Origin of the sequence: Lacinutrix sp. MedPE-SW, from assembly GCF_001874145.1 — a bacterium.
Taxonomy (GTDB): Bacteria; Bacteroidota; Bacteroidia; order Flavobacteriales; family Flavobacteriaceae; genus Lacinutrix.
Genome location: NZ_MPCX01000007.1, coordinates 12,188 through 34,077 on the forward strand (window position 1 = coordinate 12,188; position 21,890 = coordinate 34,077).

General features: G+C 30.2%; 18 protein-coding genes and 2 tRNA genes. 13 read left to right on the top strand and 7 right to left on the bottom strand.

The window, feature by feature from the left end:
* Positions 1-68: 68 nt before the first annotated feature.
* The 7 genes from BM549_RS07965 to BM549_RS07995 all read left to right on the top strand — a co-directional run bounded on the left by BM549_RS07965 (position 69) and on the right by BM549_RS07995 (position 6,105).
* The gene (locus BM549_RS07965) at positions 69-782 is read left to right on the top strand and encodes a pyridoxine 5'-phosphate synthase (protein WP_290469794.1); all 714 of its coding nucleotides are present in this window, start codon (positions 69-71) and stop codon (positions 780-782) included.
* Positions 782-1,552: an alpha/beta fold hydrolase gene (locus tag BM549_RS07970; protein ID WP_290469795.1), complete on the top strand. Its 771-nt coding sequence runs from the start codon at positions 782-784 to the stop codon at positions 1,550-1,552. Before BM549_RS07965 ends, BM549_RS07970 begins: the two co-directional genes overlap by 1 nt.
* 18 nt (positions 1,553-1,570) lie before the next feature.
* Positions 1,571-1,924 carry a phage holin family protein gene (locus BM549_RS07975; RefSeq protein WP_290469796.1) on the top strand — a complete coding sequence of 118 codons (354 nt, stop codon included), beginning with the start codon at positions 1,571-1,573 and terminating at the stop codon, positions 1,922-1,924.
* Positions 1,925-2,021: 97 nt separating this feature from the next.
* The gene (tig, locus tag BM549_RS07980) at positions 2,022-3,350 is read left to right on the top strand and encodes a trigger factor (protein WP_290469797.1); all 1,329 of its coding nucleotides are present in this window, start codon (positions 2,022-2,024) and stop codon (positions 3,348-3,350) included.
* 184 nt (positions 3,351-3,534) lie between these two features.
* The gene (gene clpP, locus BM549_RS07985) at positions 3,535-4,209 is read left to right on the top strand and encodes an ATP-dependent Clp endopeptidase proteolytic subunit ClpP (RefSeq protein WP_013870046.1); all 675 of its coding nucleotides are present in this window, start codon (positions 3,535-3,537) and stop codon (positions 4,207-4,209) included.
* A 73-nt stretch (positions 4,210-4,282) separates the two neighbouring features.
* A complete protein-coding gene (gene clpX, locus BM549_RS07990) occupies positions 4,283-5,515 on the top strand; it encodes an ATP-dependent Clp protease ATP-binding subunit ClpX (protein WP_290469798.1) in 1,233 nt (410 codons plus the stop codon).
* Positions 5,516-5,580: 65 nt separating this feature from the next.
* Entirely contained in the window at positions 5,581-6,105 is a 525-nt protein-coding gene (locus tag BM549_RS07995; RefSeq protein WP_290469799.1) for a GNAT family N-acetyltransferase, read from the top strand.
* A 212-nt stretch (positions 6,106-6,317) separates the two neighbouring features.
* On the opposite strand, the gene BM549_RS08000 is transcribed toward BM549_RS07995, so the two are convergent.
* Positions 6,318-7,832 carry a GH3 auxin-responsive promoter family protein gene (locus tag BM549_RS08000; protein WP_290469800.1) on the bottom strand — a complete coding sequence of 505 codons (1,515 nt, stop codon included), beginning with the start codon at positions 7,830-7,832 and terminating at the stop codon, positions 6,318-6,320.
* A 43-nt stretch (positions 7,833-7,875) separates the two neighbouring features.
* Here BM549_RS08000 and BM549_RS08005 point away from each other — a divergent pair, with 43 nt between their 5' ends.
* Complete coding sequence (locus BM549_RS08005; RefSeq protein WP_290469801.1) at positions 7,876-8,667, top strand: DUF2797 domain-containing protein; 792 nt, start codon at positions 7,876-7,878, stop codon at positions 8,665-8,667.
* 69 nt (positions 8,668-8,736) lie between these two features.
* On the opposite strand, the gene rpsU is transcribed toward BM549_RS08005, so the two are convergent.
* From rpsU to BM549_RS08020, 3 genes are all read right to left on the bottom strand, one after another.
* Positions 8,737-8,931: a 30S ribosomal protein S21 gene (gene rpsU / locus BM549_RS08010; protein ID WP_013870051.1), complete on the bottom strand. Its 195-nt coding sequence runs from the start codon at positions 8,929-8,931 to the stop codon at positions 8,737-8,739.
* 95 nt (positions 8,932-9,026) lie between these two features.
* Complete coding sequence (locus tag BM549_RS08015) at positions 9,027-11,708, bottom strand: AsmA-like C-terminal region-containing protein (protein ID WP_290469802.1); 2,682 nt, start codon at positions 11,706-11,708, stop codon at positions 9,027-9,029.
* Between the two features lie 132 nt (positions 11,709-11,840).
* Complete coding sequence (locus BM549_RS08020; RefSeq protein ID WP_290469803.1) at positions 11,841-12,572, bottom strand: queuosine precursor transporter; 732 nt, start codon at positions 12,570-12,572, stop codon at positions 11,841-11,843.
* Between the two features lie 107 nt (positions 12,573-12,679).
* On the opposite strand from BM549_RS08020, the gene folK reads away from it, so the two are divergent.
* Positions 12,680-13,807 (top strand): 2-amino-4-hydroxy-6-hydroxymethyldihydropteridine diphosphokinase, encoded by a 1,128-nt coding sequence (gene folK, locus BM549_RS08025; protein ID WP_290469804.1) that lies wholly within the window; start codon positions 12,680-12,682, stop codon positions 13,805-13,807.
* A 4-nt stretch (positions 13,808-13,811) separates the two neighbouring features.
* On the opposite strand, the gene BM549_RS08030 is transcribed toward folK, so the two are convergent.
* The gene (locus BM549_RS08030) at positions 13,812-14,342 is read right to left on the bottom strand and encodes an RNA methyltransferase (protein ID WP_013870055.1); all 531 of its coding nucleotides are present in this window, start codon (positions 14,340-14,342) and stop codon (positions 13,812-13,814) included.
* 180 nt (positions 14,343-14,522) lie between these two features.
* Between BM549_RS08030 and mutS the strand changes: the two genes are divergently transcribed.
* The 3 genes from mutS (at position 14,523) to BM549_RS08045 (ending at position 17,434) form a co-directional block, all read left to right on the top strand.
* Entirely contained in the window at positions 14,523-17,144 is a 2,622-nt protein-coding gene (mutS, locus tag BM549_RS08035; protein ID WP_013870056.1) for a DNA mismatch repair protein MutS, read from the top strand.
* Between the two features lie 86 nt (positions 17,145-17,230).
* A tRNA-Gly gene (locus tag BM549_RS08040) sits at positions 17,231-17,302 on the top strand.
* 48 nt (positions 17,303-17,350) lie between these two features.
* A tRNA-Leu gene (locus tag BM549_RS08045) sits at positions 17,351-17,434 on the top strand.
* 104 nt (positions 17,435-17,538) lie between these two features.
* On the opposite strand, the gene BM549_RS08050 is transcribed toward BM549_RS08045, so the two are convergent.
* Positions 17,539-18,225: a hypothetical protein gene (locus BM549_RS08050; protein ID WP_290469805.1), complete on the bottom strand. Its 687-nt coding sequence runs from the start codon at positions 18,223-18,225 to the stop codon at positions 17,539-17,541.
* 273 nt (positions 18,226-18,498) lie between these two features.
* Between BM549_RS08050 and BM549_RS08055 the strand changes: the two genes are divergently transcribed.
* The gene (locus BM549_RS08055; RefSeq protein WP_290469806.1) at positions 18,499-19,122 is read left to right on the top strand and encodes a Pycsar system effector family protein; all 624 of its coding nucleotides are present in this window, start codon (positions 18,499-18,501) and stop codon (positions 19,120-19,122) included.
* A 64-nt stretch (positions 19,123-19,186) separates the two neighbouring features.
* Here the strand turns inward: BM549_RS08055 and BM549_RS08060 are convergent, their stop codons facing one another.
* Positions 19,187-21,823: a valine--tRNA ligase gene (locus BM549_RS08060; protein ID WP_290469807.1), complete on the bottom strand. Its 2,637-nt coding sequence runs from the start codon at positions 21,821-21,823 to the stop codon at positions 19,187-19,189.
* Positions 21,824-21,890 lie beyond the last annotated feature (67 nt).

Below are 21,890 nucleotides of genomic sequence, written 5' to 3' on the forward strand. Positions count from 1 at the left end.
AATAATTAAAAAATAGTTCAAAACCGCAGTTCTACTTCGTATTTTTGTTTTTTAAAAGTCTAGAAAACATGACAAAATTAAGTGTAAATATTAATAAAATAGCCACTTTAAGAAACGCTCGTGGTGGTGATACTCCTAATCTGCTTCAGTTTGCTAAAGACGTGCAGCGATTTGGTGCACAAGGTATAACTATACATCCAAGGCCAGACGAGAGACATATTCGTTACCAAGATGCAAGAGATTTAAAATCTATTGTTAATACAGAGTATAATATAGAAGGAAATCCTAACCCAAAATTTATAGATTTAGTTTTAGAGGTTAAACCAACGCAGGTAACATTGGTGCCAGATGCAGTAGATGCTATAACTAGTGATGCTGGTTGGGATACAATTAAGCATAGAGATTTTTTAACTGAAGTTATAAGCGAGTTTAAAAGTAACGGCATAAGAACATCTATTTTTGTAGATCCTGTACTTGCTCAAATTGAAGGTGCAAAAGCTACAGGAACCGATAGAATAGAGTTGTATACTGAAGCATTTGCACACCAATTTAGCCTTGGCAATACTAATGCAGTTAAGCCTTATACAGAATGTGCAGTTTTAGCTAATACTTTAGGTTTAGGTATAAATGCTGGACACGACTTATCTCTAGATAATATTAAGTTTTTTAAAGAGAATATTCCAAATTTATTAGAAGTTTCTATTGGTCACGCATTAGTGTCTGAAAGCCTATATTTAGGTATAGAAAATGTAGTGAATATGTATTTAAATAAATTAAAATAATGCAATTACACGCTAACATTTTAGGAGATAAAGGTAAAACACTTGTTATCCTTCATGGGTTTTTAGGTATGAGTGACAATTGGAAAACCTTAGGAAAACAATTTAGTGCTAATGGTTTTAAAGTGCATTTAGTAGACCAGAGAAACCATGGTAGAAGCTTTCATAGTGATATTTTTAATTACGATGTTTTAGCTCAAGATTTAAAATCGTATTGTGACGATAATGACCTTAAAAATATAGTGCTTTTAGGTCACTCTATGGGAGGAAAAACAGCAATGCTATTTGCTACACAGTACCCAGAATATGTTTCAAAATTAATTATTGCAGATATTTCTCCAAGGTTTTACCCTATACATCATGATGCTATTCTTGAAGGTTTAGGGCGTTTAGATTTTAAAACCTTAAAAAGTAGAAGCGAAGCAGATGAGCAGTTGTCTAATTACGTTAGTGATTTTGGTACACGACAGTTTTTACTTAAAAATTTATATTGGGTAGAAAAAGGAACACTAGGTTTACGAATAAATTTAGAAGTGTTAACCCAAAATGTAAGTGAAGTTGGTGAAGCCTTACCGTTACATGCTACTTTTGAAAAAGACACACTTTTTTTAAGAGGAGACAAAAGTGAGTACATTGCTGCGCAAGACGAAAGCTTAATAAAGTCTCATTTTATAAATTCAAAAATTGAAACAATAGCAAATGCAGGACATTGGCTACATGCCGAAAATCCAAAAGATTTTTATAAAGCTGTAATAGATTTTGTAAATTTATAGTACTAAAACTTTAAACTTATGAATCTTATTATAAAACTCCTACTAAATGCTATAGCAGTATTTGTATTATCACATGTTTTAAATGGGGTTAATGTAGATGGTTATATATCTGCAATAATTGTAGCAATAGTATTATCTATACTCAACCTATTAGTAAAACCAATTTTGGTAATATTTACCTTGCCAATAACAATATTAACACTAGGCCTATTTTTATTAGTAATAAACGCATTATTAATATTATTAGCAGATAAACTAATAGATGGGTTTGAAGTAATAAATATATGGTGGGCAATTTTATTTAGCGTTCTATTATCAATATTACAATCGCTATTACATTCATTTTTAAAAAAGGATAAAAATAAAGCGTAATAAAGACTGAAATTCAATACATTAAAAACTTTGATGGAGTGTAAAAAAGTAGTACTTTTGCACTCCATTTTTGGTTACATTAAATAGATTATTCAAAATGAATATTACAAGAGAAAATAAAGACGCATTAAATGCTGTAGTAACAGTAGCGATTGAGAAAGACGATTACGCTTCTAAAGTAGAAAAAATCCTAACAGATTATAGAAAAACTGCAAACATTCCTGGTTTTAGAAAAGGTCATGTACCAATGGGAATGGTAAAAAAGCAATACGGTAAAGCAGTATTAATCGATGAGGTTAATAAACTTATACAAGAAGGTTTAAATAAATATTTAACAGAAGAAAAGTTAGACGTTTTAGGTCAACCTTTACCAAAACCTCAAGATGATATTAATTGGGATGAAGATAATTTTTCATTTGAATTTGAATTAGGTTTAGCACCAGAATTTGATGTAGAGTTAAAAGCTAAAAAAGCAATAACTCAATACAATATTGTTGCAGACGATAAAATGATTGATGACCAAGTTGTAAATATCCAAAAACAATACGGTAAATTAATCGCACAAGATAAAGTAGCTAAAGACAGCGAAATTACAGGAACTTACACTAACGAAGAAGAAGGAATTGAAAACAAAGTAACGCTAACTTTAGATAAGTTTAAAGGGAAAGCTACCGAAAAGCAATTTATTGGAGCCAAAGTTGGAGATGTAATTACTTTAAAAACTAAAGGTTTATACAGTGATGATCATGAGTTAATGCACGCATTAAAAGTAGAGCATGACAAAGCACATGGTTTAGATATAGAAGTTAACTTTGAAATTTCTGAAATAAACAGCAGAGAATTAGCAGAATTAGACCAAGAACTTTTTGATAAGTTATTTGGTAAAGATGTTGTAAAATCTGTTACAGAACTAAAAGAGAAAATAAAAGAAGACGCAGAGAAGCAATTCGTTCAGCAGTCAGACCAAAAACTTTTAAACGATGTTACAGAATATTTAGTAGATGCTACTAAATTTGACTTACCAGCAGAATTTTTAACAAAATGGATGCAAGCTTCTGGAGAAAAACCAATGGATGATGCAACTGCTAAGGAAGAATACGAAAAATCTGAAAAAAGCTTACGTTACCAGCTAATTGAAGCTAAAATCATGGAAGCTAACGGACTTAAAGTAGACTTTGAAGATGTAAAAGAAAGCGCTAAAAACATGATTAAAGTTCAAATGGCACAGTTTGGACAAATGAATCCTAGTGATAAAGAATTAGATGATATTGCAGCAAGAGTATTATCTAACCAAGATGAAGTAAGACGTTTAAGCGAGCAAGTTGTTAGCCAGAAATTATTAAACCTTTATAAAGAAAAGGCAAATATTAAAACTAAAGAATTAACATACGAGAAGTTTGTAAAAGAAGTTTACGGCGACAAATAAACATAGACGTTCTTTTAAAGAATAATCATTATATTTAGGCGTTGAATTATTGTATATTCAACGCCTATTTTATTAGCGTTAAATTGAACTTAAAAAGTTTGTAAACAGTACATTTAACAATATATTGAAGTTTTTCTCTTTTATAAAGAGAAGCAATAAAAATTTTAAAATTCAAAAGATATATATGGATTACGGAAAAGAATTTGAAAAATTCGCAATAAAAGATCAAGGTATTAATAGTAATTACTATAGTAAGATTATTAGTAGCATGTACCCTCAAAGCATGACACCTTACGTAATTGAAGAACGTCAATTAAACATCTCTCAATTAGATGTTTTTTCTCGATTAATGATGGATCGTATCCTTTTTTTAGGAACAGGAATAAATGACAATATTGCAAATATTATACAAGCACAATTGTTATTTTTAGCAAGTACAGATAATACTAAAGATATCCAAATGTATATTAACTCTCCAGGAGGAAGCGTTTATGCAGGATTAGGTATTTACGATACTATGCAATTTATTGGTCCAGATGTAGCAACTATTTGTACAGGAATGGCAGCATCAATGGGAGCAGTATTATTATGTGCAGGAGAAAAAGGAAAACGTAGTGGTTTAGAACATTCACGAGTAATGATTCACCAGCCATTAGGAGGAGCCCAAGGTCAAGCAAGTGATATAGAAATTACAGCAAGAGAAATACTTACGCTTAAAAAAGAATTATACGAAATTATTAGTAAGCATTCAGGACAAGATTACGACACAATTTATAACGATAGTGATCGCGATTACTGGATGAAAGCAGATAGAGCTAAAGAATACGGTATGATTGATGAAGTCTTAAAAAGAGACTAAATAATTAAAAAAAATAATAGTTAAAGTAATAAAACTAAAATGTTTTATTGTTTTAACTCTTTAAAAAAATGTAATGGCAAAGGAAGAATTAGAATGTTCATTTTGTGGTAGGAAAAAGCCAGAAACAAGCTTGTTAATAGCAGGATTAGATGCGCATATATGTGATAGATGTATTGAGCAAGCTCACGGTATTGTTCTAGAAGAATCTAAACAAAGTGATAATAGTGAGCTGTCTGCAGAGTTAATGTTACGTAAACCGCAACAAATTAAAGCTTTTTTAGACGAGTACATTATTGGTCAAGAACACACCAAAAAAGTAATGTCTGTAGCAGTATATAATCACTATAAGCGTTTATTACAACAACCAACTAATGATGATATAGAAATTCAAAAATCTAATATTATTATGGTTGGAGAAACCGGTACAGGAAAAACATTAATGGCCAAAACCATTTCTAAAATGTTAAATGTACCTTTATCTATAGTAGATGCTACGGTATTAACAGAAGCAGGTTATGTTGGAGAAGATGTAGAAAGTATTTTAACACGTTTATTACAAGCAGCAGACTATAATTTAGAAAAAGCAGAAAAAGGAATTGTTTTTATAGACGAGATAGATAAAATTGCACGTAAAAGTGATAATCCATCAATAACAAGAGATGTTTCTGGTGAAGGTGTGCAACAAGCACTACTTAAACTTTTAGAAGGAACAGTAGTAAATGTACCACCAAAAGGAGGACGTAAACATCCAGACCAAAAGTTCATTGAAGTAAACACCGAAAATATTTTATTTATAGCTGGCGGTGCTTTCGATGGTATAGAACGTGTAATATCTAAACGCTTAAATATGCAAGCCTTAGGTTATAGCGCAGCAATGAGTGAAGATACAGTAGATAAAAATAATATACTACAATACATAATTCCAAAAGATTTAAAAGACTTTGGTCTAATACCAGAAATTATAGGAAGATTACCTGTGTTAACACACATGAACCCTTTAGATGCTAAGACACTTAGAGCTATTTTAACCGAACCTAAAAATGCAATTATAAAACAGTATAAAAAACTGTTTTCTATGGATGAAATTGAATTATCAATTACAGACGGCGCCTTAGATTATATTGTTGGAAAAGCTATAGAATATAAGTTAGGAGCAAGAGGATTACGTTCTTTATGTGAAGAAATTTTAACAGATGCTATGTTTGAGTTACCAGGAAGTGACACTAAAAAATTAAATGTTACTAAAACATATGCAGAGCAAAAACTTTCTAAATCAACACTAAAAAAGTTAAAAGCAGTCTCATAAATAATTTATATATATTATATTAAAGCCTATATTTATTAAAATATAGGCTTTTTTATTTAATTATTATGGTGCTTTCTAAAACAGAAAATATTGAAACAAATAGACTTTTTTTAAATAAAATTGGTCAACATCAAGTTGATATAATATTTAAATTAAGGTCTAATGAAACGGTATGTAAATATATTGAGCGTCCTTTGTATAAAAAAAGAAAGGAAGCTAGGATACATGTAGATAAAGTTGTTAATGAGTTGAGAGAAAACAATGCTATTACATGGGTTTTAACTTTAAAAGATAATAATAAAGAAATAGGGACAATTTGTTTATGGAATTTTTCTGAAGATAGGAAAACAGCAGAATTGGGTTATGATTTACTTCCAGAATACCACAATAAAGGCTATATGAGTGAGGCTCTAGATAACGTTATAAATTTTGGCTTTAATATCGCAAAATTAAAAAGTATTGAAGCCTTTACTCAATTTGAAAACAAAGCATCTATACATTTGCTAGAAAGCAAAGGGTTTGCTTTTAAGCCAAAAAGAAAAGATCCTGATTTTCCAAAAAACGCTATTTATGTTTTAAGTAAAACATAAAAAAAACCACTTGTAAAAAGTGGTTTCTTTTTTGAAATTGGATTAATTAATAAAATCATTTTCAAAAGGAAAAATTGAATAATAGCAATTAAATATACAAACAAATATCTGTTTTTCAGTTATTTATAGTTTATTTTTTTGTTTAGTTATACTCAATTTTTATTTTTAATGATACTATTTTTATAAAAAATCTAACATAATCTTACTATATGTTAAAGGTTTAGTTTTAACAAATCGTCCATATAATCTCTAGTGTTAGAGAGTCTAGGTACTTTATGTTGTCCGCCAAGTTTATCATTCTCTTTTAGCCAATCATAAAATAACTGCTGTCTTGCTACATTAATTTTTGGCTTGTTTAATGTCATGTTATTATAACGCTTAGCTTCATAATCAGAGTTTAAAGACTTTAAAGCATTATCAAAAAGTTCATTAAAGTAATTAATATCTTTTGGCGGTGTTTTAAATTCTATTAGCCATTCGTGTGCGCCTTTTTCTTTACCTTCCATAAAAATGGGAGCAGCCGTATAGTCTACAATTTCACTTTGTGTTTTTTTGCAAACTTTTTTTAAGGCATCTTCAGCGTTTTCAATAATTAACTCTTCACCAAAAACATTAATGTGGTGTTTTGTTCTACCAGAAACTTTTATGCGATATGGAGAAATAGAGGTAAACCTAACGGTGTCGCCTATTTTATAACGCCATAAACCTGCATTTGTAGTAATTATTACAGCATAGTTTTTGTTTTTTTCCACTTCGCTTAAAGGAATAATTTTCTCATTGGGCGTACCATAAGTATCCATTGGTATAAACTCATAAAAAATACCATAGTCAAGCATTAATAATAACTCACTAGAATGGTTTTTATCTTGAATGGCAAAGAAACCTTCAGAAGCATTATAAATTTCATAATATTTAAAATCTTTTCTAGGTAAAATATTACGATACTGTTCTAAGTAAGGGTTAAAACTTACGCCACCGTGAAAGTAAACTTCTAAATTTGGCCAAATATCAAACAATGAGTTTTTATCGGTTTTTTCTAATACATTATTTAAAAGCACGAGCATCCATGAAGGTACACCAGCTAAACTGGTAACATTTTCATTAATAGTTTCATTTACAATTGCAGCCATTTTAGTTTCCCATTCGCTCATTAAGGAAACACGGTTACTAGGTGTGCTACTGTATTCTGCCCAAAAAGGCATATTGTCTATAAGTATGGCGCTTAAATCTCCAAAAGCAGTACCATTTTCTCTGTACAATTCCTTACTTCCACCTAAGCGTAAGCTTTTACCAGTAAATAATTGAGAGTTTTCATTATTGTTTAAATACAAACACAATAAATCTTTACTTGCAGCATAATGGCAATCTTCTAAAGACTCAGAGCTTACAGGAATAAATTTGCTTTTTCCGCTTGTAGTACCACTAGATTTTGCAAACCATTTTATTGGTTTAGGCCAAAAAATATTATGTTCGCCTTGCCTTGAGCGTTCTATAAGTTCATGATATTCTTCATAATTAGAAATAGGAACACGAGAAGCAAAGTCTGCATATGTTTTTATAGAGCTAAAACCGTGTTGCTTACCAAACTCGGTGTCTTTCGCTGTTTCTATTAAACCTAAAAGTAGTTCTTCTTGAACTTCATTTGGGTATTTTAAAAAAAGATCTATTTGATGGAATCGTTTTTTTAAAAACCATGAGGCAATAGAATTTACTAAAGGTATTGGCATTTTTTTAATGTATATTTAGACTTTAAAAGTAAGATATTTTTTTATGACCTACCAAGGTGTTTTAACAAAAATGACGACAGAGCTCGGCAGCCCAATACAATATTATTTAATATTTGAGAATGATTTTATAAACATGAATCAATTGCTCAATAAAGAATTAAAACTTCAATTTATTAAACATCAATGTTTAAACTGTAAAAATGATAGGCCTATTTATAGACAAGGGTTTTGTAAAACTTGTTTTTTCGATATTCCTCAAGCTGCAGATTGGATTATGAAACCAGAGCTTAGTAAAGCTCATTTAGATCAAGAAGACCGTGATTTAGTGTACGAAAAGAAAGTGCAACTGCAACCACATATTGTTTATTTGGCAAATTCAAGTAATATAAAAGTTGGAGTAACGCGTAAAACGCAAGTTCCTACACGATGGATAGATCAAGGCGCACATGAGGCTATAGAAATCGTTGAGGTGCCTAATCGTTATTTAGCTGGTATCACAGAAGTTGCTTTAAAAGATTATGTTGGTGATAAAACCAATTGGAGAACAATGCTAAAAAATGATATAGTTGATGAAAACTTAGTAGATTGGCGCAACAATTTAAAGCAATATATTCCAGATGAAGCTTTAGAGTATTTTATTGAAAATAATACAGAAACCAATTTAGAGTTTCCCGTATTGCAATACCCTAAAAAACCAAAAAGTTTAAAAATAGAAAAAGCGCAAAGTTATACCGGTGTTTTAAAAGGAATAAAGGGACAGTATCTAATTTTTGAAGATGATACAGTTTGTAATATTAGAGGTAATGAAGGAAGTTATATTTCTTTAGAAATATAACGAAGCAAAAAAACCTCGCATTTTTTAAAATGCGAGGTTTGTATATATTGAAAAAATTCTACGTATTAATTATACGTTTTCAGCGTCTCTTAATCCTTGGATGTAAGATGCTTTTTGAATTTGACGACGACGAACAACAGAAGGCTTAGTAAAGAATTGGTTCTCTCTTAAGTTTTGCATTACTTTAATGTTACGGTGCTTTCTTTTGTAACGTTTTAACGCTCTTTCTATATTTTCTCCGTCTTTAATTTCTATTCTTAACATATCTATAAATTATGTGTATTCTTAAAATTCAGGTTGCAAATGTACGTCTAAGTTTTAAGTTATACAATAGACTTATTATTTTTTTGCAAATTATTTTATTTAATAGTATCTTTTTGTTTCTTTTTCTTGCCAAATAGGCCAATAATATTTTTTACAGTATTGCTCGTAGACTTTGTTGTGTCTGCTGTTGTAGACTCGGTGCTATTAGAATTGTTACCTAAAATAACATCTTTAATAATATCTTTTACAGGTGCATTTGTTTCTGTAGTTGTTGAGTCTTTAGTGGTTTGGTTACCACCTAAACCGCCTAAAAGATCTTTTATTTTATCTTTTCCGTCGTTTACTAACTTTTGTTTCTGTATTTCAATAAGTTGTGCTGTTAGATTTTTAACACCACTTGTTAAGTCTGTACTTACTTTTGGGCTATCAAAATTCCCAGTTAAACTTGCAGTAATTGGTACCGAAATATTATTTACTTCGCTGTCGTTTATTTGGCCTATTAAACGGTTTACATCGCTACCTAAATATTTGGCAGGAACATTAAAAACCAAATTATAGTCCATAGATTGGTCAAAGCCATGAGATCCTCCAATGCTAATGCCAATATCTTTATAATTTAAGTTAAAAGGTGTAATGTTTACTTTTCCATCATCAAACTGTAATGCTGTTTTTAAATCTTTTAAATCAAGTTTGTCAAAATCTATAAAATTTAATTTACTATTTAAAGCATTTAAAAGTTTTGCATTTTCTGGTTTAACATTTGTTGTTAAAAGCTCTGCTAAAGCACCACCAGAAATAGAGCTTAGTACAGGAGTAAAATCCTCTCCTAAATTTCCTTTTAAGTTTATTGCACTATTTAGTTTACCATCAAGCACTTTGGCAATAGGCGCTAAAGCTTTTAAAACATCAAGGTCTTTAAAAGATTGAGAGATATCAAAATTTTCAATACCTAAATCCATATTAAAATTAGGTGTTTCGGTTTTAGTATCTACAATTCCACTTAATGCTAAATTACCACCAAAAATACTTGAAGTTACTTTTCTTAAATCGGCTTTTTCATCTTGTATTACTAAAGTACCTTTTACATTTTTAAGTGTTAAATTATCATATAAAACGGTAGTTGCATTTGCATTAATTGTGCAGTCTAAAAAAGCTGGAATTTTTAAAGCATCATCTGGCTCTGTACTTTGGTTAATAGGTTTGTCGCTTCCGCCTTCAACCATAAAATCACTAATTAAAAATGTATTAGAGTTAACAGTAAAATCTCCTTTTAGTTTTTTATCACTTAATAAAAACCCAAGCACATTGTTTAAAGTTCCTTTGGCATCTAAATCTGTTTTTCCTGTGGTTGCTTTAAAATTTTCTAGAGTCGTTACATTAGGATTAAAACTAATGTTAGCTTCAGATATTTTTATTGGGTTTACAATATCTGCCGATGAGAATTCAAAGTTATGCACACTTACATTTCCATTATTTTTAATACGTTCGTAAGCATTAGTCTCAATAGCATTCATATCAAAACTTGTATTTAATTTAGCTTTTACAATACCTTGTAATTTATTTTCAAGTTCAATAGGATATGCCTGAGTAATATTTGCTAAATTTAATACACCATCAATATTTGCATTTATGTTTTGATTGCTGGTAAGGTTTTTAATAATTGCTGAAGATTTAAATTCGTCTTCATCTATTTTAAAATTAAGGGTTTTAATATCTAGAAAAGTGTCATCAACATTGCCTGTGGTGTTTTTAACTGAAGCATTAATACTTATGTTTTTAACAGTTTTTGGTAAATCTGGATATTTAAAAGATGCGTTATTTGAGGCTACATTTATATCTAATTTTGGTATAGTTTCGTTAGAAACTATACCTTTAATTAGACCTTTAATTTTAAAGTTTCCAGAGGTTTGAACATTGCTAATATTTTTAGAGTAGGTTTCTGGAATTACAGCAAGAAAATCTTTAAAGTCTGATCCTGGATTTTCAAAAGTAATATCTATATTTTGACCGTTTTCTATATTCTGAACAAAGCCATTAAACTCTAATGGTAAGTTATTTATATAACCTGTATTTTTTTTAAAGGTATATTTGTTTTCTTCTAAATTTAAATCAATTAATGCCGAAAGTTTAATTTTATTATTACTTAAGTACTCTGTGCTGTCAAGGCTAAATGTAACATTTGCTTCGGTTTCTGTATCAAGTTCAGATAAGGTTTCAGAAAATGTGCCTTTACCAGAATGATTTAATTCTGTAATATAAATTTGAGTGTTTCCAGCTTCGTCTAAATAGGTTAATGCGCTATTTTCTATAGCATAATCTTGAATGTCTAGTGTAAAACCTTCGGTGTTTGTGTTTGTTTTTTCAGTTTTACTTTCTTTAGCAATGTCCCAATTAGAATCTCCTAATTTGTTTGTTTTTAAGGTAACTAATGCTTCATTTACATCTATACCGTTAACAATAATTGGTCCTTCGCTAGCACTTTTAAAAAGTTCTTTTACAGACATGTCGAATGAAAAAGATTTTACACTCGCTAATGTTTCATCTTTAAAAGGTTCAAAGTTTGTTATTTTTAATTCGTCTACAGTAACATTTGCTTGAGGGAAGCTGCTTATAAAGCTTAGGCTAACATCGGCAAATTCTACATTTGCATTCACATTTTGATTTATAAAATTGCGAACCATGTCTTTTATTTGAGATTGAAAAACAAATGGAGCAAGAATTAATAATATAATTACTATAAGTAAAGTAATGCCTGTTATTTTTAGTATTTTTTTCATCTTTAGTTCCGCGAAAGCGGTAATAGTTTTAAAGGTTTTAAAAACAGAAATTTTCTGGTTAAGTATTGGTTACAAATAATATACGCAAAATTGTTAAAATTTGATCATAAAGGCTTTTGTTTTAAGAGAACTTTATAATATTTCAATTTCTTGATTTGTTTTTAGATTGAAGCGTTTTTTAAATAAATAAACACCTAAATAAAGTAGTGGTGTGTCTAGTGCAGCAATTAATACTTTAAATAAAAAACCACTTATAAGTAGGCCTTTAAAGTTCTCCCATGGAATTATACCAAAAGAAGATAGTAGTATTAATATGGTAAACGTGTCTACAAATTGAGAAAACCATGTAGAGAAATTATTGCGTAACCATAATTTTTTGCCTTTAGTGTAGCGTTTCCAAAAATGATAAATTTGAATATCTATTAATTGTGCTAATAAATAGGTTACCATACTTGCAAATACAGCTATTGTAGAGTTGCCAAAAACAGTGTTAAATAAATTGTCATTAACGTAAGACCATGATGTTGCTGGCGCAACGTTAGCTACTAAAATAATTAATAACGAGAAAACCGAAGCAAAAATACCTGCAACTACAATATCGTTAGCTTTTTTCTTTCCGTAAATTTCACTTATTAAATCGGTAATTAAAAATGTTATGGGATATGGTAGTATGCCAACAGAGATTTCAAAAAGTTTGCTTCCAAATATTTCAATATCTAGAGGATACCAATAAAAAAATTTCTGAAAAATTAAATTAGAAACCACTAAACTTGTTATAAATAAGCTGCCTAAAAATAGATAAATGCGTTGCGCAAAAAGTTTGTCTTTTGGGTCTAATGCATTTCTTTTTGTTACACTTGTCACAGTCAAAGAGTTTTATGTAGTTCGTAATTAAATTCGTTAATAAATTCTTTGTGTAAATATAAAGGAAACCATTTACTTTTAGTTATTTTGCCTTTCGACAATTTATAATGCATTCACAACAAATACACATATCTTTAGGAAGTAATAAAGGCGACAAATTCAAGAATTTGCAGTTGGCCATTAATGCTATTTATATAAAAATTGGACCAGTAAAAAACATATCTAAAGTATACAAAACACCTGCTTTAGGTTTTGAGGGTGACGATTTTTTTAATGCTTGTATTGCGGTAGAAAGCGATTTAAAACCAAGTAAGGTTTTAAAAGAGTTGTTGCTTATAGAAAAAAGCTTAGGTCGTGTAAGAAATAAAACCGAAGGCTACCAATCTAGAACTATAGATTTAGATATATTATTTGTAGAGCAACAAATAATAGATGTAAAAACGCTAAAAGTACCACATCCAGAATTGCAAAACCGAAAGTTTGTTTTACAGCCTTTACATAATATTGCGCCTAATTTTAAACATCCGGTTTTAGAAAAAGATATTTCTGTTTTAATAGAAGAGTGTGAAGATAAAAGTACTTTAGAGACTGTAAATATTTGGCTTAAAAACCCAAGTAAACAACATGATTTTTCTAAGTATAATTATATAGCTATAGAAGGAAATATAGGAGCTGGAAAAACAAGTCTAGCTACTAAAATGGCGAACGACTATAATGCGAAACTAATACTAGAGCGTTTTGCAGATAATCCTTTTTTGCCAAAGTTTTATAAAGATGCACAGCGCTATGCTTTTACTTTAGAAATGTCTTTTTTGGCAGATAGATACCAACAAATTAATGACGATTTATCTCAATTAGACTTGTTTAAAGATTTTATAGTTAGTGATTACGATATTTTTAAGTCTTTAATTTTTTCAAAAATAACACTACATCAAGACGAGTTTAAGTTATATCGTAAGCTTTTTTACTTAATGTATAAAGATATTGCAAAGCCAGAACTGTATGTGTATCTCTACCAAAATACAAAAAGGCTAAAAGAAAATATTAAAAAGCGTGGTAGAAAATATGAGCAAGATATAGATAACGAATATCTTGAAAAAATTAATGCTGGATATTTAAATTTTTTAAAAAATCAAACCGATTTAAATGTTAAAATTATAGATATATCAGATAAAGATTTTGTAAAAAACCGAGAGGATTATTTATTTGTATTAGATGCTATTTGTGAAGCTTAATATATTAAGCTTTTAATTTTGAGAACAAATCCCAAACAACAACACCGCAGCTAACAGAAATATTTAAAGAATGCTTAGTGCCAAATTGAGGGATTTCAATAACACTATCGCTGGCATTTACAATATTTTGGTCTACACCTTTAACTTCATTACCAAAAACTAAAGCATAAGTAGTATTTTTTTCTACAGTAAAATCGTTTAGCATGGTTGCATTTTCTGCCTGTTCAATGCTACAAATTTTCACGTCTTTAATTTTAAGTTTTTCAATAACTTCCATAGTGGTTTTTGCATATTCCCACGAAACAGCATCTGTACTTCCCAATGCGGTTTTGTTTATATCTTTATGTGGTGGCGTTGCAGTTATGCCACACAAATAAATTTTTTCAACTAAAAAAGCATCACTAGTTCTAAAAACAGAACCTATATTATTTAGACTTCTAATATTGTCTAAAACTATAATAATGGGTGTTTTACTAGCTTGTTTAAAGTCATCAACACTCAATCTGTCAAGTTCGCTGTTTTTTAGTTTTCTCATTGCCATTATTATTAATTAAAGTTATAAATAAAGTTAATATTCTTATTAATGCTATTTAAAATAAAACAGAAGCAAATTTGTGAATAATTATCAATAACTTAAAGAGATTAGATTTTAAAAAAAATCAATATTTAGTTACATTGCAAAGCTATATTAAATAATACTTAAAACAGAATACCTTTGGCAAAAAAGACTAAAAAAGTAACGCCTTTAATGAAGCAGTATAATGCGATAAAGGCTAAATATCCAGATGCTTTATTGTTATTTCGAGTGGGTGATTTTTACGAAACCTTTGGTAGCGATGCTGTAAAAGCAGCTGGAATTTTGGGTATTATACTAACCAAGCGTGGTGCAGGAAGCGAAACAGAAACTGAGCTTGCAGGTTTTCCTCATCATTCTCTAAATACGTATTTACCAAAACTGGTAAAAGCAGGAGAACGTGTTGCAATATGCGATCAGTTAGAAGATCCTAAACAAACAAAAACAATTGTAAAACGTGGTGTTACAGAGTTGGTTACACCTGGAGTGGCATTAAACGATGAGGTTCTACAATCTAAAACAAATAACTTTTTATGTTCTGTTTATTTTGGAAAAAATACCATAGGTATAGCATTTTTAGATATATCTACAGGAGAGTTTTTAACATCTCAGGGAAACCAAGAATACATTGATAAGTTGTTACAAAACTTTAGTCCAAGTGAAATATTAGTATCTAAACAAAAACGACTTCAGTTTGCAGAAAATTTTGGTGAAGATTTTCACACCTTTAATTTAGAAGATTGGGTTTACCAGTCAGACTATTCAAACGAAACACTTTTAAAGCATTTTAACACCAAATCTTTAAAAGGTTTTGGAGTTGAAAACCTTACTGAAGGTATTATCGCTTCGGGTTCAATTTTACATTACCTATCAGAAACACAACATAATAAATTAGAGCATATTACATCTGTGTCTAGAATAGCTGAAGATGAATATGTTTGGATGGACCGCTTTACAATTAGAAATTTAGAGTTGTATAACTCAACAAATAATAATGCAGTAACATTATTAAACGTTATTGATAAAACAATTTCGCCTATGGGTGGAAGACTTTTAAAACGTTGGTTAGCTTTACCATTAAAAAATGTAGAAAGAATAAAACAACGTCATGAGGTTGTTTCATTTTTAAAAGCAGAAAAAACGATACATCAAAAAATTCAAAATCATATAAAAAGTATAGGAGATGTAGAACGCTTAATATCTAAGGTTGCCACAGGAAAAGTAAGTCCAAGAGAAGTAATTCAGCTTAAAAATTCTTTAGAGTCTATTATACCTATAAAAGCATTATCGTCTAATTGCGATAATGAATCTTTAAAAATTATTGGAGATACTTTACAAGGCTGTGATATATTAAGAGATAAAATAAAACAAACGTTAGACGAAGAAGCTCCAGTAAATATATTAAAAGGAAAAACAATTGCAACAGGCTTTTCTAATGAGCTAGATGAACTTAGAGAACTTTCTGCTTCCGGTAAAAGTTATTTAGATAATATGCTAAAACGAGAAAGTGAACGTACAGGTATTACTTCACTTAAAATAGCATCTAATAATGTGTTTGGTTATTATATAGAGGTTAGAAATACGCATAAAGATAAAGTGCCAGAAGAGTGGATTAGAAAACAAACACTTGTTAATGCAGAGCGTTATATAACCGAAGAGTTGAAAGAATACGAAGCCAAAATCTTAGGAGCAGAAGAGCGTATAACTACTATCGAACAAAAATTATTTGCAGAACTTGTGTTATGGATGAACCAATACATAAAACCTGTACAGCAAAATGCTTTTTTAATAGCAAAATTAGACTGTTTGTGTGGTTTCTCTCAATTAGCTAATGAGAATAATTATGTATATCCAGAAATAGACAACTCTTACGATTTAGAGATAATAGAAGGAAGGCATCCAGTAATAGAAAAACAATTACCAATAGGAGAACAGTACATTGCTAATAACGTTTTTTTAGATCGAGATACACAACAAATAATAATGATTACCGGACCAAACATGTCTGGTAAATCTGCAATACTACGTCAAACAGCATTAATTGTATTGTTAGCGCAAATAGGAAGTTTTGTCCCAGCAGAAAAAGCAAGAATAGGTTTGGTAGATAAAATATTTACAAGAGTAGGAGCAAGTGATAATATATCAATGGGAGAATCTACTTTTATGGTAGAGATGAATGAAACAGCCTCTATCTTAAATAATATGTCCGATAGAAGCCTGGTCTTATTAGATGAAATAGGAAGAGGAACAAGTACGTATGATGGTATATCTATAGCTTGGGCAATTAGTGAATACCTTCATGAGCATCCAGCAAAAGCAAAAACGCTTTTTGCAACGCATTATCATGAGTTAAATGAAATGACCGAAACTTTTCCAAGAATAAAAAACTTTAATGTATCTGTCAAAGAGTTAAAAGACAATGTGCTTTTTCTAAGAAAACTGGTTGAAGGAGGAAGTGAACATAGTTTTGGTATACATGTTGCTAAATTAGCAGGAATGCCACAACAAGTTTTGCGTAGAGCTAATAAGATTTTGAAAAAACTAGAACAATCACATTCTAGTGAAGAGTTAACAGATAAGGTGAAATCTATTAAAGATGAAATGCAATTAAGCTTTTTTAACCTAGACGATCCGTTGTTAGAACAAATTAAAGAAGAAATTTTATTAACAGATATTAATACGTTAACACCAGTTGAAGCATTAATGAAGCTAAACGAAATAAAGCGTATGTTAGTGAAGACCAGCGAGGTAAAAAATAATTAAATTATTTTATAAAAAAACCTTTGTAATTAGAAGAAAAGTTTTAAATTTGCATCCGCAATAGCAATGTTGCTCGTTCATAAAAAACTGCGAAAGTAGCTCAGGGGTAGAGCATCACCTTGCCAAGGTGGAGGTCGTGGGTTCAAATCCCATCTTTCGCTCTGAGATTTACTTTAAAATATACCAAAGATGTTTATACATCTATGCCTGCTGAAGTGGTGGAATTGGTAGACACGTTGGACTTAAAATCCAATGTCCATTAGGACGTACGGGTTCAAGTCCCGTCTTCAGTACAGATGAAAAGCCGAAACGAAAGTTTCGGCTTTTTTATTTTAATTTATTATAAAAAAAAGCCTTACAATTTGTAAGGCTTTTTTAGTTTTTTTATTAAATGAGATTATTGCTTGTCGTCTGCAATTTTATTTAGTTTTTTAATCTCTTCATTGTATTCTTCTTTTGCATCTTCCATTTCACCGTCTTTAGCTTCTTCTCTATATTCTTCGTTAGCTTTACGGTTAATTTTTACATACATATCAAAAGTTTCGTTTATCTCTTCAACTAAATCGGCATAAGCTTCATTTATTTCTTCAATATTTTCGTTTACTACTTTTTCTTTTTCGTTTCTTTCTTCTACAAACTCATTATATTCTTTTTGTAAATCTTCAACATCTTCTCTTATTTCTTCAGTCATCATCCAATCTGGCCTATTCGTATTTAGTGCTGCTATTGTACTACTAATATTAGGAAGTGTAGTTTTCATTATAGTAAAGTCTGCACCTTCTAGTTTTTTCATTTGTATTGATAGGTCATTAAATGAATTCCATCCACTAATTTGCATAGCTTTTACATCGTTATCCATAGATCTTTCAACAGTAGTTCCATCTTTAGATACTACTCTGTTGTTTGATGCCATCATTTCTCCTTTTTCGCTTAAGGTAACGTTTGTGTCTGTTTCGGTATTTAATTCTGTATTCATTTCCATATTATCAGCTTCTGTATCTTTAGATTTTTTGTCATCCATACAAGAGGTAAAAGCTAATCCTGAAATTGCTATTGCAGCTACTGTTATCTTTAAATTTTTCATAATAATTTAATTTGGTTTTTTGGTTCGGTACAAAGTTATATTGTTGACTTGCGTTAGTAAAATTGCCGCTAATAAATTATTCTTAAAGTTTTTTATCTATTTAACATAAGGTCATATTAATTTAACGTTTAATTGATTTTTGTCTAATAATACTTAAAAATTTTAACTAATTAGTTGACTGCGTTTTTGCAGGAATTAAAATGATATTAGACTATGAATTAGAACAACATATTTAAATAATAGATTATCTTTAAGCTTAAAATTGAATTATTAGTGTCTAACAATAAAAAACTTAAAGCTTCAATTAAAAAGGAAGCCATGCTAAAAGATGGCCTTGAAGGATTAGAAACTAGTCCTGAAAGAGCTATACAATCTTTTTATATGATTTCTTTAAAAAATCACATCAAGTTAGCTGCTATTGCAGATACTAAAGCTAATATTCTACTATCCGTTAACGCAATTATTATATCGTTAGTTTTAACTAATTTAATTTCAAAAATTGGAGAGCCAAACAATAAACACTTAACAATACCTATAATTATAATTTTAATATCTAGTTTGCTTTGTGTGGTAATTACGATTTTTATAACTCGACCTAATGTTACTGAAGGCAAGTTTACTCAAGATGATATTAAGAACAACAAAGTGAATTTAGCTTTTTTTGGTAATTTTCATTCTATGGATTATAAAGCCTATGAAGCTGCTGTAAACGATATGCATAGTAAAAACAATTATATATATGGAGCGTTAACTAAAGATCTTTATTTTTTGGGAGATGTAATGAGTTTAAAATATAAATGGTTACGTATTGTTTACACTATATTTTTAGTTGGTTTAATAGTCTCTGCTTTAGCATTTGGTATTGCGATTAAATTTTTTGGACCACACCTATCTTAAATATTAAAATAAAAAAAAGCCTTTTCTTTTAAGAAAAGGCTTTTGAATTTAAAAGCAAAGTGATTTACTTTAAGTTATCTAAACTACTTTTTAATGTTTCAATTTTAGCTAAAGCGTCTGCTTCTTTCTTTTTCTCTGCTGAGACAACTTGTTCTGGTGCTCCTGCAACAAAACGCTCGTTAGATAGTTTCTTTTGTACAGATTTTAAGAAACCTTCTGTATAGTTTAGCTCTTCTGTTAGCTTTTTAATTTCTGCTTCAATGTCTATTGCGCCTTCCATTGGTATAAAATATTCGTTAGATTTTACTCTAAACGTCAATGCGCCTTCAACAGGTTCTTTAACATAGTCTATAGCTTCTAAATTTCCAAGTTTTGCTATTACTGTATCAAAATCTGAATTAAATTTTTCATTGTTTATAACTGAAAAACTTATAGCATCTTTAAAGGCTATATTTTTTTCTTTTCTAATGTTTCTAATACCTGAAATAACTTCTGAAGCAAATTCAAATTGAGAAATAATCTCTTTATTTACAGGTTTAGCTTCTGGCCATTTTGCTATTATTAATGCTTCTTCTGGAGTACGTTTTGCAATGTATTGCCAAATTTCTTCAGTTAAGAAAGGCATAAACGGATGTAGTATTTTAAGGTTATCCTCAAAAATAGACATTACCTTATTATATGTTGTGGCATCAATTGGTTGTTGGTAAGCTGGTTTTACAATCTCTAGTAACCAACCACAAAAATCATCATAAATTAATTTATAAATTGCCATTAAAGCATCACTTAACCTGTATTTACTAAAGTGATCTTCAATTTCTAAAAGTGCTTCGCTAAACTTAGCTTCATACCATTTTAAAGCAATTTTGCTTGATTCTGGTTGAGTAATACTATCGCTTACTTCCCATAAGTTAGTTAGGTTAAAGGCATTCCACATTTTATTTCCAAAGCCTTTTCCTTGTTGGCATAATGCTTCATCAAACATTAAATCGTTTCCTGCGGCACTACTTAAAAGCAATCCAACACGAACACCATCTGCACTATAATCTTCAATTAACTTTAAAGCATCTGGTGAGTTACCTAAAGATTTTGACATTTTACGACGTTGCTTGTCACGTACTAAACCTGTTAAGTATACATTGTTAAATGGTTTTTGGTCTTTATACTCGTAACCTGCAATAATCATACGTGCTACCCAAAAGAATAAAATATCTGGTCCCGTTACTAAGTCGTTAGTTGGATAGTAGTATTTTATTTCTTCGTTTTCTGGATTACGTATGCCATCGAAAACAGACATAGGCCAAAGCCATGAGCTAAACCAAGTGTCTAAAGCATCTGTATCTTGTTTTAAATCTTCGGCTTTTAAATCTTGATTTTTTGTTTTTGCAATAGCTTTTTCAAGTGCTAACTCAATAGTTTCTGCAACTACAAAATCTTCTTTTCCGTCGCCATAGAAATATGCAGGAATTTGTTGTCCCCAAAGTAATTGTCTAGAAATATTCCAATCGCGAATATTCTCCATCCAATGGCGATAGGTGTTTTCAAACTTCTTTGGGAATAATTTAATTTCAGAATCTTCGCCTAAAACAGCTTCAATTGCTGGCTTTACCAGCTCTTCCATTTTTAAGAACCATTGGTCGCTTAATCTTGGCTCGATAACTGCTTTGGTACGTTCAGATGTTCCTACCTTATTTATATGTGTTTCAGTTTTTACTAAAACACCAATGTTTTCTAATTCTTTTGCTACATTTTTTCTTGCTACAAAACGGTCTTGACCTTCAAATTGTAAACCATAGCTATTTAATGTTGCGTCTTCATGAAAAATATCTATTACCTCAAGTTTGTGTTTGTCTCCTAGATTTTTATCGTTTTCATCATGTGCAGGTGTTACTTTTAAGCAACCTGTACCAAATTCAAGGTCTACGTATTCGTCTTGAATAATTGGTATTACCCGATTGCTAATTGGTACTATGGCTTTTTTTCCACGTAAGTGTGCAAAACGTTCATCTTCTGGATTAATACAAATTGCTGTATCACCAAATATTGTTTCAGGACGTGTTGTTGCAATGGTTAAGCTGTCATCACTTCCTTCTATTTTATAATTTATGTAATATAAGTTTCCTTGTCTTTCTTCGTGTATTACTTCTTCATCAGACAAAGTTGTTTTTGCTTCTGGATCCCAGTTTACCATACGGTAACCTCTGTAAATTAACCCTTTTTCATGCAAATCAACAAACACTTTAATTACTGCTTCAGACATATCGTCATCCATTGTAAATTTAGTTCTGTCCCAATCACAAGAACAACCTAATTTTTTAAGTTGCTCAAGTATAACACCTCCATATTCTTCTGTCCATTCCCAAGCATGCGCTAAAAATTCGTCACGTGTAAGGTCGTTTTTATCTATACCTTGTTCTTTTAATTTAGCGACAACTTTAGCTTCGGTTGCTATTGAGGCGTGATCTGTACCAGGAACCCAACAAGCATTTTTGCCTTGTAAACGTGCACGACGAATTAAAACATCTTGAATTGTATTGTTTAGCATATGTCCCATATGCAAGACTCCCGTTACGTTTGGTGGAGGAATTACTATTGTGTAAGGTTCTCTTTCGTCTGGAGTAGAATGAAAATAGTTATTCTTCATCCAGTAGTCGTACCACTTGTTTTCTACCGCTTTTGCATCATATTTAGATGGAATGCTCATACTTTGGAATAGTTTTTGAATATTGATTAGCAAAAATACTTATATTTCTGTTTCTGCGAAAAATTAA

What these genes read in the sequence shown, in the direction of transcription:
- clpX (WP_290469798.1), top strand. Translation starts at nt 4,283, where the DNA reads ATGGCAAAGGAAGAATTAGAATGTTCATTTTGTGGTAGGAAAAAGCCA.
- BM549_RS08050 (WP_290469805.1), bottom strand. Translation starts at nt 18,225, where the DNA reads ATGAAAAATTTAAAGATAACAGTAGCTGCAATAGCAATTTCAGGATTA.
- BM549_RS07970 (WP_290469795.1), top strand. Translation starts at nt 782, where the DNA reads ATGCAATTACACGCTAACATTTTAGGAGATAAAGGTAAAACACTTGTT.
- clpP (WP_013870046.1), top strand. Translation starts at nt 3,535, where the DNA reads ATGGATTACGGAAAAGAATTTGAAAAATTCGCAATAAAAGATCAAGGT.
- rpsU (WP_013870051.1), bottom strand. Translation starts at nt 8,931, where the DNA reads ATGTTAAGAATAGAAATTAAAGACGGAGAAAATATAGAAAGAGCGTTA.
- BM549_RS08060 (WP_290469807.1), bottom strand. Translation starts at nt 21,823, where the DNA reads ATGAGCATTCCATCTAAATATGATGCAAAAGCGGTAGAAAACAAGTGG.
- BM549_RS08000 (WP_290469800.1), bottom strand. Translation starts at nt 7,832, where the DNA reads ATGCCAATACCTTTAGTAAATTCTATTGCCTCATGGTTTTTAAAAAAA.
- BM549_RS08030 (WP_013870055.1), bottom strand. Translation starts at nt 14,342, where the DNA reads ATGAGAAAACTAAAAAACAGCGAACTTGACAGATTGAGTGTTGATGAC.
- BM549_RS08015 (WP_290469802.1), bottom strand. Translation starts at nt 11,708, where the DNA reads ATGAAAAAAATACTAAAAATAACAGGCATTACTTTACTTATAGTAATT.
- tig (WP_290469797.1), top strand. Translation starts at nt 2,022, where the DNA reads ATGAATATTACAAGAGAAAATAAAGACGCATTAAATGCTGTAGTAACA.
- folK (WP_290469804.1), top strand. Translation starts at nt 12,680, where the DNA reads ATGCATTCACAACAAATACACATATCTTTAGGAAGTAATAAAGGCGAC.
- BM549_RS07975 (WP_290469796.1), top strand. Translation starts at nt 1,571, where the DNA reads ATGAATCTTATTATAAAACTCCTACTAAATGCTATAGCAGTATTTGTA.
- BM549_RS07965 (WP_290469794.1), top strand. Translation starts at nt 69, where the DNA reads ATGACAAAATTAAGTGTAAATATTAATAAAATAGCCACTTTAAGAAAC.
- BM549_RS07995 (WP_290469799.1), top strand. Translation starts at nt 5,581, where the DNA reads ATGGTGCTTTCTAAAACAGAAAATATTGAAACAAATAGACTTTTTTTA.
- BM549_RS08005 (WP_290469801.1), top strand. Translation starts at nt 7,876, where the DNA reads ATGACCTACCAAGGTGTTTTAACAAAAATGACGACAGAGCTCGGCAGC.